This is a genomic window from Calidifontimicrobium sp. SYSU G02091, from assembly GCF_022631395.1.
GTDB classification, from domain to species: domain Bacteria; phylum Pseudomonadota; class Gammaproteobacteria; order Burkholderiales; family Burkholderiaceae_C; genus Calidifontimicrobium; species Calidifontimicrobium sediminis.
In genome coordinates this window covers 1-16597 of the sequence record NZ_JALBGB010000006.1, presented here as the reverse complement: position 1 = coordinate 16597, position 16597 = coordinate 1, and the positions used below count along the sequence as shown (strand labels likewise).

The following is a 16597-nucleotide window of genomic DNA, read 5'->3' as shown; positions in this document are numbered from 1 at the left end:
TCAGTGCCGCGTCGCGCTCGACGGCGCCACCGGCAGCACGCTGACGTCGGGCGTGCCGACGCTGCGCGCCTCGATCTCGGCGGCGGTGGCCTCGCGCACGTCGCGCACCTTGATGTGCAGCCGCAGCGCCATGCCGGCCAGCGGGTGGTTGCCGTCGAGCACGACGTGCTCGGGGTAGACCTCGGTGACGGTGTAGACGCGGTCGCGCGGCATGCCCGGCGTCGTCGCGCCCTCGGGAAGGCCCTCGAAGGACATGCCGGGCGCGACGTTGTCCGGGAACAGCGCGCGGGCCTCGAAGCACACCAGCGCGGGGTCGTAGTCGCCGAACGCGTGCTGGGGTTCGAGCTGCAGGCGGACCTCGTCGCCGACGGCGTGGCCGGCCAGCGCTTCTTCGACTTGGGGCAGCAGGTCGTCGCCGCCGAAGAAGAACTCGACCGGGGCGGTCAGTTCGTCGATGGGCTGGTTCTGTGCGTTCGACAGCGTCCACGTGAGGCTGACGACGCAAGGAGCGGTGATGCGCATGAAGGCATGATGGCACAAGCCGCGCGAGCGCCGACAATGCTCGCGTGAGCCTACCGATCGACGCCCCGACCCCGCTGCTCGGCGGGCTGAGCCCGGCCGCCTTCATGCGCCGCCACTGGCAGAAGAAACCGCTGCTGGTGCGCCAGGCGCTGCCCGGCGTTGCGCCGCCGTTGCCGCGCGCGGCGCTGTTCGCGCTGGCCGCGCGCGACGACGTCGAGTCGCGCCTCGTCGTGCGCGACGGCGCGCGCTGGGCGCTGCGCCACGGGCCGCTGCCGCGGCGCGCGCTGCCGCCGCTCGCGCAGCCGCGCTGGACGCTGCTCGTGCAGGGGCTGGACACGCACGTCGACGCCGCGCACGCGCTGCTCGCGCGCTTTCGCTTCGTCCCGCAGGCGCGGCTCGACGACGTGATGATCTCGTACGCGACCGACGGCGGCGGCGTCGGGCCGCACGTCGACTCGTACGACGTGTTCCTCGTGCAGGTGCACGGGCGGCGGCGCTGGCGCTGGGGGCCGGTGGCCGACGCGTCGCTCGTGCCCGGCGTGCCGCTGAAGATCCTGCGCCGCTTCACGCCCGAACACGACGAGGTTCTCGAGCCCGGCGACCTGCTGTACCTGCCGCCGGGCTGGGGCCACGACGGCGTCGCGGTGGGCGAGTGCATGACGTGCTCGGTCGGCTTTCGTGCGCCGCGGCACGACGAGCTGCTGCGCGAGCTGCTGCAGCGGCTGGCCGACGGCGTCGACGACGACGCGCGCCTGTATCGCGACCCCGGGCAGCGCGCGACGCCGACGCCCGGCGAGGTGCCCGCCGCGCTGTCGGCGCACGCGCGCGCGCAGCTGCAGGCGCTGCTGCGCGAGACGCAGCGGCTCGACGCCGCGCTGGGCGAGTGGCTCAGCGAGCCGAAGCCGCAGGTGTGGTTCGCACCGGGCGGCGCCTGGCGGCCGGGGCAAGCCCTGCGGCTGGACCGCCGCACGCGCATGCTGTACGACGCGCGGCACCTGTTCGTCAACGGCGAGTCGTTCCGCGCCGGCGGCCGCGACGCAAGGCTGCTGCGCCGGCTCGCCGACGCCGGGCGTCTCGACGCCGCGCAGACGGCACGCCTGTCGCCCGAGGCTGCCGCGCTCGTCGCCGACTGGGTCGCGGCCGGCTGGCTGCATCCCGACGACGCACAAGCTGCAGGAGGGGCACGATGACCGAGACCCCGCGCGCACCGATCGACAGCCGGCAGGCGTTTCGCGCCGCCGTGATCGCGCTCGCGTCGGCCGCCGACGGCGAGCGCGCGCCGGTCGAGTGGTGGTGGTGCGACGCCGACTTCGCCGACTGGCCGCTCGACGCCCCGGCGCTGATCGCCGCGCTCGGCGCATGGCTCGCGCGCCCGGGTCGGCAGCTCACGCTGCTGGCCTGCGGCTTCGACGAACTCGTGCGCCGGCACCCGCGTTTCGTCGCATGGCGGCGCCACCAGGCGCATCGCGTGCTCGGGCGCGAGGTCGCTGTCGACGCGTCGCAGATGCCGACGCTGTTCGTCGCGCGCGCGCCGCAGGGCTTCGAAGTGCTCGAACGCGTGCGCTGGCGCGGCGTGTGGTTCGATGGGGCCGAAGACTGGCGGCAGCGGCGCGAAATCGTCGATGCGCTGCAGCAGCAGTCGGTGCCTTCGTTCGCGGCGACGACGCTGGGGCTGTAGGAAGTTTCTAAGGAATTTCCCGAATCTGGATAGAATCGCAGGTTGACCACGTTGGTGCACGTCTGCCGTGCCCCGCCGCGGCTATCCCCAACCTGCCACAACACTCGAGGATGAAGATGAACAAGTCGCTCCTGCTGGCCTCGCTGTTCGCGGCCGTCGCGCTGACCGCGTGCGGCAAGAAGGAAGAAGCCCCCGCGCCGGCTCCGGCGCCGGTGGCCGCTCCGGCTCCGGCCCCGGCGCCGGTGGCTGAAGCGGCGTCGGAAGCCGCTTCGGCGGTGGGTGCCGCCGCCGACGCCGCCGCGTCGGCCGTCGGCGCGGCTGCCGACGCCGCGGCCTCGGCCGTCGGCGCGGCGGCTTCGGCCGTCGGCAAGTAAGCGGCGCGCGGTGCCGGCGCCCGCGCCGGCACGGTGCACGACGGGCCGCCCTGCGGGGCGGCTTTTTCATGCCCGGGTGTCGCGCGGCGCGGTCACGCCAAGCCCAGCCAGTCGCAACCGTCGTCGGCATCGGCGACGGTGACGTCCGCCGCATCGGCACCGAGCGCGTCGGCCAAGGCCTGGGCGGCCAGTTCCGGGCGGTTGTTGTGCACGCTCAGGTGCGCGGCGACGACGTGCCGCAGCGCGCCGTGCGCGCAGCGCCGCAGCAGCGCCGCGGCCTGGTCGTTGGCGAGGTGACCGCGGTCGCCGCCGATGCGCCGCTTCAGGAACGCCGGGTACGGGCCGTCGGCGAGCAGGCCGCGGTCGTGGTTGCATTCGAGCAGGAGGGCGTCGCAGCCTGCGACCTGCGCCTCGATCCCGTCGTCGAACGAACCGAGGTCGGTCAGCAGTGCGAGGCGGCGTGCGCCGTCGCCGACCGTCAGCTGCAGCGGCTCGCGCGCGTCGTGGGGCACCGCGAACGGGCGCAGTTCCAGCGCGCCGACGGCGATCGCGTCGCCGTGACGCGCCACGCGCAGAGACGGCGGCACGTCGGCGTCGCCGAGAGCAGCGGCGATCGCGTCGCGCGTGCCCGCACTCATCCACAGCGGCGTGCCGTGGCGGCGCGCCAGCGCGAGCGCGCAGCCCACGTGGTCGCCATGCTCGTGCGTGACGAACACCGCGTCGATCGTCGCCACTTCGACGCCGCGGCGCGCCGCGCGGCGGCCGAGCTCGCGCAGCGACAGGCCGCAGTCGACGAGCACGCGCGTGCCGTCGCGGGCCTCGATCAGCGTCGCGTTGCCGCGGCTGCCGCTGCCGAGGCTGCAGAAGCGCATCGCGGCGCAGCGCCGCTTACTTGAGGTCCTGCACGAGCGCGGCGACGATGCGCCGACCGACGTCGTCGGCCACCGGCGCACCTTGCGCATCGAGCACCGCGACCGTCGTGCGCGTGTCACCGTCGGCGCGCACCGCGATGCGGTAGCGCACCGGCGCGGCCGCCGCTTCGCGGCGGCCGGTCAGCGGCGACAGCAGACGGCCGAAGAAGCCCGGCTGCGACGACTCGCGCGCCTCGACGCCAGGGTCGACGTAGCGCACGAAGTACAGCCCGCCGGCGCGGTCGCGGTCCTCGACGGTGAACCCGGCACGGTCGAGCGCGAGGCCCACGCGCCGCCACGCGCGGTCGAACGGCTCGTCGACCTGCAGCGCCGCGCCGGGCCCGCCGGTGAGTGCGCGTGCGCGCTCGGGGCGCTGCGGCGCCTCGGCCACCGCGGCGCGCGCCTGCGCCTCGGGGGCGCCGAGCGAAGTCATCAGCCGCGTCAGGAACTCGGCCTCGAGCTGCGGATCGCTCGGGCGCGTCGTCCACTTCGTCTCGGCCTGCTGCGGCGCGACGTAGACCTCGACCAGGCCGCGGTGGCTGATGTAGATCTCGCTGCCGCCGTCGGCGGTGCGCTCGATGCGCGTGCGGAACTTGTCGCGCTCGCCCGTCGACCACAGGCCGTCGAGTACACGCCCGATCGTGTTGCGGATGAAGTCCTGCGGGATCTTGGCGCGGTTCTCGGCCCAGTCGGTCTCCATCACGCCGGCGTCGGCGTTCTCGTAGACGATCGTGAAGCCGCGCTCCTGCCAGAAGCCCTTGATCCGTGCCCACAGCGCCTCGGGCGGCAGCGACGTGACGAGCCAGCGTTCGTTGCCGCTGCGCTCGACGCGGAACTCGCCGCGTGCGTCGACGGCCACCGTCGGCGCGCCGGCGGCGGCCGGGGCGGTTGGTGCGGCAGCCGCCTGATAGGTCGTCGCCGAGACGCTGCCGGCCTGCGGCACGTAGCGGGCTTCGCGCGACAGCTGCGACAGGTCGGGCGGCACTTCGAGCGGCGAGGTCTTCGCGGCCCTGCTGCGGTAGTCGATCTTGTCGCCGCTGAAGAAGTCCGTCGACGAACAGGCCGTCAGCGCCGCAGCGGCGGCGACGAGGCCGGTGAGCTGCAAGGCGCGGGCGAGGCGGGAAGGGGTGGCGGGCATCGGGTCGGGGCGGCCGTGCGTGCGGCCTGCAGGGCAGGGGGCGGAAAGCGCCGTCGTGGCGCGCGAGGCCAGCGGGCGGCGGTGGCGGCTCACAGCACGCCGCTGTCGCGCAGCGCGCGCTCGACCACCGGCTGCGCGGCGTCGCTGAGCGGCACCAGCGGCAGGCGCAGCGCGCCGCCGCAGCGGCCCAGCCGTGCCAGCGCCCACTTGACGGGTACCGGGTTCGGCTCGACGAACAGCTGCTTGTGCAGCGGCAGCAGGCACAGGTGGATCTCGGTGGCGCGCTTCGCGTCGCCGGCCATCGCCGCGACGCACAGCTCGTGCATCGCGCGCGGCGCGACGTTGGCGGTGACGCTGACGTTGCCGTGGCCGCCGAGCAGCATCAGCGCGACCGCGGTCGGGTCGTCGCCGGAGTAGACGGCGAAGCCGGCGGGCGCCTCGCGGATCAGCCACGCCGCGCGCGCGATGTCGCCGGTGGCTTCCTTGATGCCGACGATGCCCGGCACCTGCGCGAGGCGCAGCACCGTGTCGTGCTGCAGGTCGGCCACCGTGCGGCCGGGCACGTTGTAGAGCACCAGCGGCAGGTCGACCGCCTCGGCCACCGCGCGGAAGTGGCGGTAGATGCCTTCCTGCGTCGGCTTGTTGTAGTACGGCACGACCTGCAGCGTGCAGTCGGCGCCGACCTTCTTCGCGAAGCGCGTCAGCTCGATCGCCTCGGCGGTCGAATTGGCGCCAGCGCCAGCCATCACCGGCACCCGCTTGGCGGCATGCTCGACGGCGACGCGGATCACCTCGCAGTGCTCCTCGACGCTGAGCGTCGGCGACTCGCCCGTGGTGCCGACGACGCCGATGCAGTCGGTGCCTTCGGCGACGTGCCAGTCGATCAGGCGACGCAGCGCGTCGTAGTCGACGCGGCCGTCGTCGTGCATCGGCGTGACGAGCGCGACGATGCTTCCGGTGATCGGTCTCATGGTGGATCCTCGCAGTGCGACGATTCTACCGGGCGGGGTCGAGGCCGACCGGCGTGCCGCGGCGCGCCGGTCGCTACAGCGGATAGCGCACCGGCACGGCCGCCGCCGCAACGGCACGCACCGCGCACAGGCGCTGCACGAAGCGCGGCGGCGGCTCGACGAAGCCGTCCTCGTAGGCCACGACGCGCAGACCCTGTGCCGCGGTGAGCAGCTCGCCCGGGCGCAGCAGGAAGTCGGGGTTCGACGGCCGGCCGACCGTTTCGTTGCCGACCGCGAAGGTCTCGTAGAGCAGCACGCCGCCCGCCGCGACGCTGGCCACGATCGTCGGCAGCAGCGGGCGCCACAGGTAGTTCGTGACGACGACGGCGTCGAAGGTCTCGCCGGGCAGCGGCCACGCGCCGGCCTCGAGGTCGGCGACGACGACGCGGGCGATCGCGCGCAGCGGCTCGACCGCCGCCGCGTCGCGGTCGACGGCGGTCACGGCGCAGCCGCGCTCGGCGAACCAGCGCACGTGGCGCCCGCCGCCGCAGGCCACGTCGAGCACGCGCGCGCCTGCGGGCACGAGGGGGCTCCAGCGCCGCACCCACGGCGACACGGCGTCATGCGGGCCCGAACCGGCGTGCATCAGAAGCACGACCAGAGGAAGTCGGCCATGTCGCGCATCAGCTGCGGGCGCAGGTACGCGGCGAACACCGTCGCGAGCACCGCGAGCGCCGTGGCCCACAGCAGCACGCGTCGCAGCGACATCGCTCAGGCCCCCGCCGGCGCCGGCCGCGCAATCGGGTGCTCGCGGATCGGCAGGTTGACCGCCGCGGCCGCGACGCCGAGCGCGATCGCGATCCACCACACGACGTCGTAGCTGCCGGTGCGGTCGTACAGCAGCCCGCCGAGCCACACGCCGAGGAACGAGCCGACCTGGTGGCTGAGGAACACGAAGCCGCCGAGCATCGACAGGTACTGCACGCCGAAGATCTGCGCAACCACCGCATTCGTCGGCGGTACCGTCGACAGCCACAGCAGCCCCATCACGGCCGAGAAGACGTAGACGCTCCACGGCGAGACCGGCACCGCGAGGAAGGCGACGATCGCCACCGAACGCAGGAAGTAGATCGCCGCCAGGATGTGCCGCTTGGCCAGGCGCTGGCCCAGCGCGCCGGCGGCGTAGGTGCCGAACACGTTGAACAGCCCGATCAGCGCGAGCGCGACGGTGGCCACTTGCGGCGTCATGCCCTGGTCCTTCAGGTAGCTCGGCAGGTGCACGCCGATGAACACGACCTGGAAACCGCAGACGAAGTAGCCCGCCATCAGCAGCCGGAAGCTCGGGTACGCGAAGGCCTCGCGCACCGCGGCGCCGACCGTCTGCGTCGGCCCGGTGTGCGCGGCGGCCTTCGGCTCGCGCAGGCCCAGTGCCAGTGGCGCGATCGCCAGTGCCGTGCAGCCGAGGATGAACAGCGCCGACTGCCAGCCGAAGCTGGCGATCAGCCAGTTCTCGACCGGCACCATCAGGAACTGGCCGAACGAGCCGGCCGCAGCGGCCACGCCCATCGCCCACGAGCGCCTGACCGGGTCGACCTGGCGTCCGATCACGCCGTAGATCACCGCGTACGTCGTGCCGGCCTGCGCCATGCCGAGCAGCACGCCGGCGCTGCCGGTGAACGCGAGCCCCGACGTGGCCAGCGCCATCAGCACGAGGCCGACCGCGTACAGCACGCCGCCGGCGATCAGCACGCGGAAGGCGCCGAAGCGGTCGGCGAGCATGCCGGCGAACGGTCCGGCCAGCCCCCACGCAAGGTTCTGCACCGCGAGCGCGAACGCAAACGTCTCGCGCGTCCAGCCACGCTCCATCGTGATCGGCTGCAGCCACAGCCCGAAGCCGTGGCGGATGCCCATGCTCAGCGTGACGATGGCGGCGCCGCACAGCAGCACCTGCGTCATCGACAGCCTCGGTGACGAGGTCGAAGGGGTCATCGGCGCGATTCTGGCCGAGACCGCGGCGGGCCGTGTGGCGCGGGCGGCGGCGGCCCCGCGGCGCAGGCTGCTATCGTCGTGCGATGAACCTGCGTCACCGCCTGTCGACCGCGATGAGGGTCGCTCTGCTCGCGGCCCTGCCGGCCGGATTCGCGTCCGGCGCGCCGTTCGCGTACGTCACGAACCAGGGCAGCCACGACGTCACCGTCGTCGACCTCGCGACGCGCGAGGCGGTGGCCACCGTACCGGTGCGGCGCGCGCCGGCGGGCGTCGTCGCCGTCGGCGCGACGGGCCGGGTCTACGTCGGCCACCCCGACGCGCAGGCGATCAGCGTCATCGACATGCGCAGCCAGCGCGTCGTCGAGACGATCGAGCCCGGTTTCGGCCCGATGGGGCTCGACGCGACGCGCGACGGGCGCCTCGTCGTCGGCACCGACTGGGCCGGCCACCGCGTCGTCGTGATCGACGTCGCCGATCCGGCGCGGCCCGTCTCGGCGATCGCGGTGGGGCGCTACCCGGCCGGTGTCGCCGTCCATCCGGACGGCCGCACCGCGTTCGTCGCCGAGCGCGACGACGACCACGTCGCCGTCGTCGACCTCGACGCGCGCCGCGTGCGTGCGCGCGTGCGCGTCGGTGCGCACCCGTTCGCCGTCACGTTCGACGCCGCGCGTGAGCGCCTGTACGTGCTCAACGTCTACAGCGACGACGTCAGCGTCATCGACACGCGCACGCTGCAGCCGGTGGCGCGCGTGGCGGTCGGCAAGGCGCCGTATGGCGCGGCGCTCACCGCCGACGGCGCGCTGCTGTACGTGACGAACCAGCGCGACGACACCGTCAGCGTGATAGCCGCGGACACGCTGCAGGTCGTGCGCACGCTCGACGGCTTCGGCTACCCCGAGGGCGTGGCCGCGCACGGCCGCGAGGTGTTCGTCGTCAACTGGATGGACGACAGCCTCAGCGTGCTCGACGCCGCCAGCGGCCGGCTGCTGAAGACGGTGCGCACCGGGCAGAATAGCCGCGGCTTCGGTGCGTTCATCGGCGCACCCGCCGGCCGCTGACCCCCGACGGACTCATCAGGAGACGATGCGAATGCAGATGCACCCCCGCCCACGCCGTGCGGTGCTGGTCGTGGCGCTGGCCGCCGCGGTCGGCGCCATCGTGCCCGCAGCCGCGCACGGACCGACTCGGCAGAAGGTGACCGAGAAGGTCGTGATCGACGCCCCGGCCGCGGCCGTGTGGGCGCGGATCAAGAACTTCGACGCGCTGAAGGACTGGCACCCCGACGTCGCCGAGAGTCCCGCCGACAAGGGCAACGAGGTCGGCTCGGTGCGCACGCTGAAGCTGAAGAACGGCGGCACGCTGATCGAGACGCTCGAGCGCTACGACGACGCGCAGATGCGCTACGCGTACCGCGCGAAGGACGGCGGTGCGCTGCCGGTGACCAACTACACCTCGACGCTGCAGGTCGGCGACGAGGGCGGCAAGGCCGTGGTCGAGTGGCGCGGTGCGTTCTACCGCGGCCATCCGAACAACGACCCGCCGCCCGACAAGAACGACGAGGCGGCGGTGCGGGCCGTGACGCAGGTCTACCAGACGGGCCTGGCGAACCTGAAGCGGCTCGTCGAAGCGAAGTAGGCGCCGCGTCGGGCGGGCAGGTGGCGTCCCTAGAATCCGCCGCCATGCCCAGCAGCAAGACCAGCCGTTACGAAGAAGCCTCGATCCGGGTGCTCAAGGGCCTCGAGCCCGTCAAGCAGCGCCCGGGCATGTACACGCGCACCGACAACCCGCTGCACATCGTGCAGGAGGTCGTCGACAACGCCGCCGACGAGGCGCTCGCCGGCTTCGGCAAGCGCATCGGCGTGACGCTGCACGCCGACGGCTCGGTCAGCGTCGACGACGACGGGCGCGGCATCCCGTTCGGGCTGCACCCCGACGAAGGCGTGCCGGTCGTCGAGATCGTGTTCACGCGGCTGCACGCCGGCGGCAAGTTCGACAAGGGCGCGGGCGGCGCCTACAGCTTCTCGGGCGGCCTGCACGGCGTCGGCGTCAGCGTGACCAATGGGCTGGCGAAGAAGCTGCAGGTCACCGTGTGGCGCGACGGCGAAGTGGCGACGATCGGCTTCGCCGGCGGCGACGTCGCGCAGCCGCTGGCGGTGCGCAAGGCGCAGCCGGGCGAGCGCCGCCACGGCACGCAGGTGCGCGTGTGGCCGGATGCGAAGTACTTCGACAGCGTCGAGCTGCCGCGCCACGAACTCGTGCACCTGCTGCGCAGCAAGGCCGTGCTGATGCCTGGCGTGACCGTCACGCTGACGGTCGAGAAGCCGGGCCAGAAGGAGCCCGAGACGCAGACCTGGCTCTACAAGGGCGGCCTGCGCGACTACCTGCTGCAGTCGCTGCCCGCCGAGCCGCTGATCCCGCTGTTCGAGGGCGAGCACTACGCCGAGGAGGGCGAGACCGAGAACTTCGCCGAAGGCGAGGGCGCCGCGTGGTGCGTCGCGTTCACCGACGAGGGCGCGGTGCTGCGCGAGAGCTACGTCAACCTGATCCCGACGGTCGCCGGCGGCACGCACGAGGCCGGGTTGAAGGACGGTCTGTTCGCCGCCGTCAAGGGTTTCATCGAGATGCACGCGCTGCTGCCGAAGGGCGTCAAGCTGATGAGCGACGACGTGTTCTCGCGCGCGAGCTTCGTGCTCTCGGCCAAGGTGCTCGACCCGCAGTTCCAGGGCCAGATCAAGGAGCGGCTCAACAGCCGCGATGCGCTGCGGCTGGTGTCGGGCTACGTGCGCCCTGCGCTGGAACTGTGGCTGAACCAGCACGTCGACGTCGGCAAGAAGCTCGCCGAGCTCGTGATCCGCCAGGCGCAGGTGCGCCAGCGCGCGGCGCAGAAGGTCGAGAAGAAGAAGGGCTCGGGCGTCGCGGTGCTGCCGGGCAAGCTCACCGACTGCGAGAGCCGCGACCTGAGCGTCAACGAGGTGTTCCTCGTCGAGGGCGACAGCGCCGGCGGCAGCGCCAAGATGGGCCGCGACAAGGAGACGCAGGCGGTGCTTCCGCTGCGCGGCAAGGGGCTCAACGCGTGGGAGGTCGAGCGCGACCTGCTGTTCAGGAACAACGAGATCCACGACATTGCGGTCGCGATCGGTGTCGACCCGCACGGCCCGCACGACGACCCCGACCTGTCGGGCCTGCGCTACGGCAAGATCTGCATCCTGTCCGATGCCGACGTCGACGGCGCGCACATCCAGGTGCTGCTGCTGACGCTGTTCTTCCGCCACTTCCCGAAGCTGATCGAGCGCGGTCACGTCTACGTCGCGCGCCCGCCGCTGTACCGCATCGACGCGCCGGCGCGCGGCAAGAAGCCGGCGGCCAAGCTCTACGCGCTCGACGATGGCGAACTCGAAGCCACGCTCGACAAGCTGCGCAAGGAAGGCGCGCGCGAAGGCAGCTGGACGATCAGCCGCTTCAAGGGGCTGGGCGAGATGAACGCCGAGCAGCTGTGGGAGACGACGCTGAACCCCGACACGCGCCGGCTGCTGCCGGTCAGCGTCGGGGCGTTCGGCTTCGACGCGACGGTGGCGACGCTGAACAAGCTGATGGGCAAGGGCGAGGCCGCGGCACGGCGCGAGCTGATGGAGCTGCGCGCCGACGCGGTCGAGGTCGACGTGTAGCCGGCCTGCGCAGCGCGGCGCAGCGGCGCTGGGTTGTCCCGGTGGCGCATCCGGCACCGCGGGCGAAGAATCGGGTGCGGGACACCACCCGAGGAGACGCCCGATGCAAGCGACGATGATGCAGGTGCCGCTGTCGCTGAACCACCTGCTCGAGCGCGCCGGCACGCTGTTTCGCGACAACACGCTCGTCAGCCGCCGGCCCGACAAGAGCCTCGTCACGCACACCTACGGCCAGTGGTACCGTCGCACGCGCGCGCTGGCCAGCGCGCTGCAGCGGCTGGGGCTGAAGAAGGGCGACCGCGTCGCCACGCTGTGCTGGAACCACCACGCGCACCTGGAGTGCTACTTCGGCATCCCGGCCGCCGGCGGCGTGATGCACACGCTGAATCTGCGCCTGTCGCCCGACGAGATCGGCTTCATCGCCAGCGACGCGGCCGACCGTTTCCTGATCGTCGACGACGTGCTGCTGCCGCTGTACCGGCAGTTCGCCGACGCGCACCGCTTCGAGCGCGTGATCGTGTTCCCGTTCTCGGGGGCGCCGGTGCCCGAAGGCTTCGACGACTACGAGGCGCTGCTCGCCGCCGCCGACCCCGACGGCTTCGTCTACGCGCCGCACGCCGAGGACGACCCGGTGGCGATGTGCTACACGTCGGGCACGACGGGACGCAGCAAGGGCGTCGTCTACTCGCATCGCTCGACGGTGCTGCACACACTCGTCGCGAGCCTCGCGGACTACTGGGGCCTCAAGGGTACCGACGTCGTGCTGCCGGTGACGCCGATGTTCCACGCCAACAGCTGGGGCATCCCGTACGGCTGCGTGATGATGGGCGTGAAGATGGTGTTCCCGGGGCCGCACCTGCACCCCGACGACCTGCTCGACCTGATGCAGCTCGAGCCGCCGACGCTGGCGCTCGGCGTGCCGACGATCTGGCTGACGCTGATCCAGACCTACGAGCGCGCGCTCACCGAACAGCCCGGGCGCTGGAAACTGCCGGCCGGCATGCGCTCGCTGGTGGGCGGCGCCGCGGTGCCCGAGAGCCTGATCCGCGCGTTCGCGCGCCACGGCATCTGGATCCTGCAGGGCTGGGGCATGACCGAGACGTCGCCGGTGTGCACGATCTCGTACCCGACGGCGTCGCTGAAAGACGCGAGCGAAGACGAGCGCTTTCGCCGCGCCGCGATGGCGGGCGTGCCGGTGCCGCTGGTCGAACTGCGCCTGCGCACCGACGACGGCACCGACGCGCCGCACGACGGCCAGACGATGGGCGAGATCCAGGTGCGCGGGCCGTTCATCACCGGCAGCTACCACGGCGCGGGCTCGCCGCCGGACAAGTTCACCGCCGACGGCTGGCTGCGCACCGGCGACGTCGCGACGATGGACGTACTGGGCTTCGTGCGCATCACCGACCGCACGAAGGACCTGATCAAGAGCGGCGGCGAGTGGATCAGCAGCGTCGACCTCGAGAACGCGCTGATGGCGCACCCGGCGGTGGCCGAAGCGGCCGTGATCGCCGTGCCCGACGAGAAATGGGGTGAGCGGCCGCTGGCGTGCGTCGTCTTCAAGCCGGGGCAGTCGGCCGACGCGCGGGCGCTCGGCGAGCACCTGCTCGCGCACGGCTTCGCGAAGTGGCAGCTGCCCGACCGCATCGAGGTCATCGATGCGATCCCGCGCACGTCGACCGGCAAGTTCTACAAGCTCGAGCTGCGCCGACGGTACGCGGCCACGCCGTCAGCGCGCCAGCCATGACGCGTACTGGTAGTACAGCGGCAGGCCGACGAGCAGGTTGAACGGCAAGGTCACGCCGAGCGATGCCGTCAGGTAGATGCCGGGGTTGGCCTCGGGCAGCGACGCACGGCACGCGGCCGGCGCGTCGATGAACGAGGCGCTGGCGCAGATCGCGCCGAACACGAACGCTGCGCCGGTGCCCAGCCCCACCGCGTGCGCGAGCGTGACCCCGGCCAGCCCGTGGACGACGGGCATCACGACGCCGAACGCGGCCATGAACGCGCCGACCTCGCGAAACGCCCGGATCTGCCGCGCCGCGGTGATGCCCATCTCGAGCAGGAACAGCATCAGCATCCCGCGGAAGAGGTCGCCGTAGAACGGCTCGATCTGCTGCCACTGGCGGTCACTGGCGAGCGCGCCGATCGCCATGCCGCCGGCCAGCAGCAGGATGCCGCGCCCGCGCACCACGCTGAGCACGAGCGCGCCGGGCTGCACGCCACCGCTGGCGCGGCCCATCGCGAAGCGCGCCAGCGCCAGCGAATAGACGACGCCGAACTCCATCAGCGCGACCATCGCCGCCATGTAGCCTTCGGCCGGCGTGCCCATCGCCGCGGCGAACGCAATGGCGGAGAAGAACGTCGCCGTCGACACCGACCCGTAGTGCGCCGCGATCGCCGCCGCGTTCGACACGTCGAAGCGGCCGAGCCGGCGCGCGACGACGTAGGCCGCGGTCGGGATCGCGAACGTCATCAGCAGCGTGATCGCCAGCAGCGGCAGCACGGCGCCGATCTCGGCCTGCGCGAGCTCGCGCCCGCCGGTCAGGCCGAGCGAGAACAGCAGGTAGATCGACAGCAGCTTGATCACCGCGTCGGGCAGCTCGAGCTCGCTCTTGACGAAGCCGGCCACGGCGCCGAGCACGAAGGCGAGCACGATCGGTTGCAGCAGGTTTGCGAGCAGCAGGTCCAGGCCGGGCATGCGGGGCTCCAGGTCGACACTGGGTCGCGATGCTAGGAACCGGCCCACGGCTCGTCCAGTTCAACGTTTGGCACAAGTCGTTCGACTGCATCAAACTGAGCGGATGGCCGAACTGAACTTCCACCACCTGCGCTACTTCTGGGTCATCGCGCACCGGCGCAGCCTGACGCGCGCGGCCGAGGAGCTGCACGTCTCGCCGTCGGCGCTGTCGATCCAGCTGCGCCAGCTCGAGGAGCGGCTCGGGCAGCCGCTGTTCGAGCGGCGGCAGCGCCGCCTCGTGCTGACGGAGGCCGGGCGCATCGCACTCGACCACGCCGACACGATCTTCAAGGCCGGCGACGAGCTGGTCGGCACGCTCAAGGGCCGCCCGCGCGCGGCCGTGCCGGTGCTGCACGTGGGGGCGGTGGCGACGCTGTCGCGCAACTTCCAGCTCGCGTGGCTGCGCCCGCTGCTCGGGCGCGACGACGTGCGCGTGCACCTGCACGCCGGGCGGCTGCGCGAGCTGCTGGTGCAGCTGGGTGCGCACGCGCTCGACGTCGTGCTGACCAACGAGCCGGTTCCCGGCGACCGCGCGAGCGGCTGGCGCAGCCGGCTGATCGCGCGCCAGCCGGTGAGCCTCGTGTCGCGCAAGCCGCGCGGGCGCACCGAGGTCGCGCTGCGCTTCCCGCACGACCTGCACGACCAGCCGCTCGTCCTGCCCGGCGAGTCGAGCGGCTACCGCTCGGCGTTCGATCTGGCGCTCGAGGCAGCGGGCGTGCGCCCGCGCGTGCTGGCCGAGGTCGACGACATGGCGATGCTGCGCCTGCTCGCACGCGAGACCGGCGTGCTCGCGCTCGTGCCGCCGGTCGTCGTGCACGACGAGCTGGCGCAAGGCGTTCTCGTCGAGCGCTGTTCGATTCCGTCGATCGAGGAAACGTTCTACGCCATCACCGTGCAGCGCCGTTATCCGCACCCGCTGCTGCGCGAGCTGCTCGCCGCGGGCTGAGTCAGAATCGCGCGCTTCGCGAATCGCCCCGCTGCCATGCCCGACCTGTTGTCCCCGCCGCCGGCCGAGCCGGCGGAATCGCTCGCGCTGGCCGAGTACGCCGAGCGCGCCTACCTCGAATACGCGCTGTCGGTCGTCAAGGGCCGCGCGCTGCCCGACGTGTGCGACGGCCAGAAGCCGGTGCAGCGCCGCATCCTGTACGCAATGCAGCGCATGGGCCTGGCCGCGGGCGCCAAGCCGGTCAAGAGCGCGCGCGTCGTCGGCGACGTGCTCGGCAAGTTCCACCCGCACGGTGACACCGCCGCGTACGACGCGCTCGTGCGCATGGCGCAGGGCTTCAGCCAGCGCTACCCGCTGATCGACGGCCAGGGCAATTTCGGCAGCCGCGACGGCGACGGCGCGGCGGCGATGCGCTACACCGAGGCGCGGCTGGCGCCCATCGCGCGGCTGCTGCTCGACGAACTCGACGAAGGCACCGTCGACTTCGTGCCGAACTACGACGGCTCGACCGACGAGCCGCGCCTGCTGCCGGCGAGGCTGCCTTTCGTGCTGCTCAATGGCGCGAGCGGCATCGCCGTGGGGCTGGCCACCGAGGTGCCGAGCCACAACCTGCGCGAAGTGGCCGCCGCCGCGGTGGCGCTGATCCGCGACGAGAAGCTGCCCGACGACGAGCTGTTCGCGCTGCTGCCCGGCCCCGACTTCCCCGGTGGCGGGCAGGTCATCAGCACGCCGGCCGAGATCCGCGACGCGTACGCGAGCGGGCGCGGCAGCCTGAAGGTGCGCGCGCGCTGGACGACGGAGGACCTCGCGCGCGGCCAGTGGCAGCTCGTCGTCACCGAACTGCCGCCGGGCACGAGCGCGGCGAAGGTGCTCGAGGAAATCGAGGAGCTGACCAACCCCAAGGTCAAGGCGGGCAAGAAGGCGCTGACGCAGGAGCAGGTGCAGCTCAAGCAGACCGTGCTCGCGGTGCTCGACGCGGTGCGCGACGAGAGCAGCAAGGACGCGCCGGTGCGCCTCGTGTTCGAGCCGAAGAGCCGCAGCGTCGACCCGCACGAGCTCGTCAACACGCTGCTCGCGCACACCAGCCTCGAGACCAGCGTGCCGGTGAACCTGACGATGGTCGGCGCCGACGGGCGGCCGACGCAGAAGGGCCTGCGCCAGGTGTTCACGGAGTGGATCGGCTTTCGCCGCGCCACCGTCGAGCGGCGCACCCGCCACCGCCTGGCCAAGGTGCTCGACCGCATCCACGTCCTCGAAGGCCGGCAGCTCGTGCTGCTGAACATCGACGAGGTGATCCGCATCATCCGCAACGCCGACGAGCCGAAGCCGGCGCTGATCGAGCGCTTCAAGCTGACCGACCGCCAGGCCGAGGACATCCTCGAGATCCGGCTGCGCCAGCTCGCGCGGCTCGAGGCGATCCGCATCGAGCAGGAGCTCAAGGACCTGCGCGACGAGCAGAAGAAGCTCGACGAGATCCTCGGCAGCCCGGCGGCGCTCAAGCGCACGCTGATCAAGGAGATCGAGGCCGACGCGAAGCAGTACGGCGACGCGCGTCGCACGCTGATCCAGGCCGACCGGCGCGCAGTGGCCGAAGTGAAGGTGATCGACGAGCCGGTGACGGTCGTCGCGAGCCGCAAAGGCTGGGTGAGGGCGCTCAAGGGCCACGAGGTCGACACCGCGACGC

17 protein-coding genes are annotated in these 16597 nt (G+C 72.5%); 9 read left to right on the top strand and 8 right to left on the bottom strand.

Going from position 1 to position 16597, the window contains the following annotated elements; genetic code table 11:
• Nucleotides 1-522, bottom strand: coding sequence for an FKBP-type peptidyl-prolyl cis-trans isomerase (locus tag MOJ79_RS05635; RefSeq protein WP_241923248.1), 522 nt, complete (start codon nt 520-522; stop codon nt 1-3).
• A 104-nt stretch (nt 523-626) separates the two neighbouring features.
• Here MOJ79_RS05635 and MOJ79_RS05630 point away from each other — a divergent pair, with 104 nt between their 5' ends.
• The 3 genes from MOJ79_RS05630 to MOJ79_RS05620 all read left to right on the top strand — a co-directional run bounded on the left by MOJ79_RS05630 (nt 627) and on the right by MOJ79_RS05620 (nt 2574).
• On the top strand, nt 627-1712 hold the full coding sequence (locus MOJ79_RS05630; RefSeq protein WP_241923382.1) for a JmjC domain-containing protein: 1086 nt from the start codon (nt 627-629) through the stop codon (nt 1710-1712).
• Nucleotides 1709-2200, top strand: coding sequence for a hypothetical protein (locus tag MOJ79_RS05625; protein ID WP_241923247.1), 492 nt, complete (start codon nt 1709-1711; stop codon nt 2198-2200). The genes MOJ79_RS05630 and MOJ79_RS05625 overlap by 4 nt, the downstream gene beginning before the upstream one ends.
• 116 nt (nt 2201-2316) lie before the next feature.
• Nucleotides 2317-2574 (top strand): hypothetical protein, encoded by a 258-nt coding sequence (locus tag MOJ79_RS05620; protein WP_119291087.1) that lies wholly within the window; start codon nt 2317-2319, stop codon nt 2572-2574.
• Between the two features lie 92 nt (nt 2575-2666).
• On the opposite strand, the gene MOJ79_RS05615 is transcribed toward MOJ79_RS05620, so the two are convergent.
• The 6 genes from MOJ79_RS05615 to MOJ79_RS05595 form a co-directional block, all read right to left on the bottom strand.
• Entirely contained in the window at nt 2667-3446 is a 780-nt protein-coding gene (locus tag MOJ79_RS05615) for an MBL fold metallo-hydrolase (RefSeq protein WP_241923246.1), read from the bottom strand.
• 16 nt (nt 3447-3462) lie between these two features.
• Nucleotides 3463-4623 (bottom strand): outer membrane protein assembly factor BamC, encoded by a 1161-nt coding sequence (gene bamC, locus MOJ79_RS05610; protein WP_241923245.1) that lies wholly within the window; start codon nt 4621-4623, stop codon nt 3463-3465.
• Nucleotides 4624-4712: 89 nt separating this feature from the next.
• A complete protein-coding gene (gene dapA, locus MOJ79_RS05605) occupies nt 4713-5594 on the bottom strand; it encodes a 4-hydroxy-tetrahydrodipicolinate synthase (protein WP_241923244.1) in 882 nt (293 codons plus the stop codon).
• Nucleotides 5595-5667: 73 nt separating this feature from the next.
• On the bottom strand, nt 5668-6219 hold the full coding sequence (locus MOJ79_RS05600; RefSeq protein ID WP_241923243.1) for a class I SAM-dependent methyltransferase: 552 nt from the start codon (nt 6217-6219) through the stop codon (nt 5668-5670).
• A complete protein-coding gene (locus MOJ79_RS18950; protein ID WP_259374343.1) occupies nt 6219-6341 on the bottom strand; it encodes a hypothetical protein in 123 nt (40 codons plus the stop codon). The genes MOJ79_RS05600 and MOJ79_RS18950 overlap by 1 nt, the downstream gene beginning before the upstream one ends.
• A gap of 3 nt (nt 6342-6344) precedes the next feature.
• Nucleotides 6345-7562, bottom strand: coding sequence for an MFS transporter (locus MOJ79_RS05595; RefSeq protein WP_241923242.1), 1218 nt, complete (start codon nt 7560-7562; stop codon nt 6345-6347).
• 83 nt (nt 7563-7645) lie between these two features.
• On the opposite strand from MOJ79_RS05595, the gene MOJ79_RS05590 reads away from it, so the two are divergent.
• The 4 genes from MOJ79_RS05590 (at nt 7646) to MOJ79_RS05575 (ending at nt 12974) form a co-directional block, all read left to right on the top strand.
• Nucleotides 7646-8620 (top strand): YncE family protein, encoded by a 975-nt coding sequence (locus MOJ79_RS05590; RefSeq protein ID WP_241923241.1) that lies wholly within the window; start codon nt 7646-7648, stop codon nt 8618-8620.
• A 31-nt stretch (nt 8621-8651) separates the two neighbouring features.
• Entirely contained in the window at nt 8652-9197 is a 546-nt protein-coding gene (locus MOJ79_RS05585; protein ID WP_241923240.1) for an SRPBCC family protein, read from the top strand.
• A gap of 161 nt (nt 9198-9358) precedes the next feature.
• Nucleotides 9359-11227, top strand: coding sequence for a DNA topoisomerase IV subunit B (locus MOJ79_RS05580; RefSeq protein ID WP_442863099.1), 1869 nt, complete (start codon nt 9359-9361; stop codon nt 11225-11227).
• A 103-nt stretch (nt 11228-11330) separates the two neighbouring features.
• Complete coding sequence (locus tag MOJ79_RS05575) at nt 11331-12974, top strand: long-chain fatty acid--CoA ligase (RefSeq protein WP_241923238.1); 1644 nt, start codon at nt 11331-11333, stop codon at nt 12972-12974.
• On the opposite strand, the gene MOJ79_RS05570 is transcribed toward MOJ79_RS05575, so the two are convergent.
• Nucleotides 12957-13928, bottom strand: a complete 972-nt coding sequence (locus MOJ79_RS05570) for a sodium-dependent bicarbonate transport family permease (RefSeq protein WP_241923237.1) — start codon at nt 13926-13928, stop codon at nt 12957-12959. The two genes, MOJ79_RS05575 and MOJ79_RS05570, sit on opposite strands and share 18 nt — an antisense overlap.
• A 103-nt stretch (nt 13929-14031) precedes the next feature.
• Between MOJ79_RS05570 and MOJ79_RS05565 the strand changes: the two genes are divergently transcribed.
• Entirely contained in the window at nt 14032-14913 is an 882-nt protein-coding gene (locus MOJ79_RS05565; protein WP_241923236.1) for a LysR family transcriptional regulator, read from the top strand.
• A 36-nt stretch (nt 14914-14949) separates the two neighbouring features.
• The coding region (gene parC, locus MOJ79_RS05560; RefSeq protein ID WP_241923235.1) for a DNA topoisomerase IV subunit A at nt 14950-16597 on the top strand (1648 nt) is incomplete at its 3' end.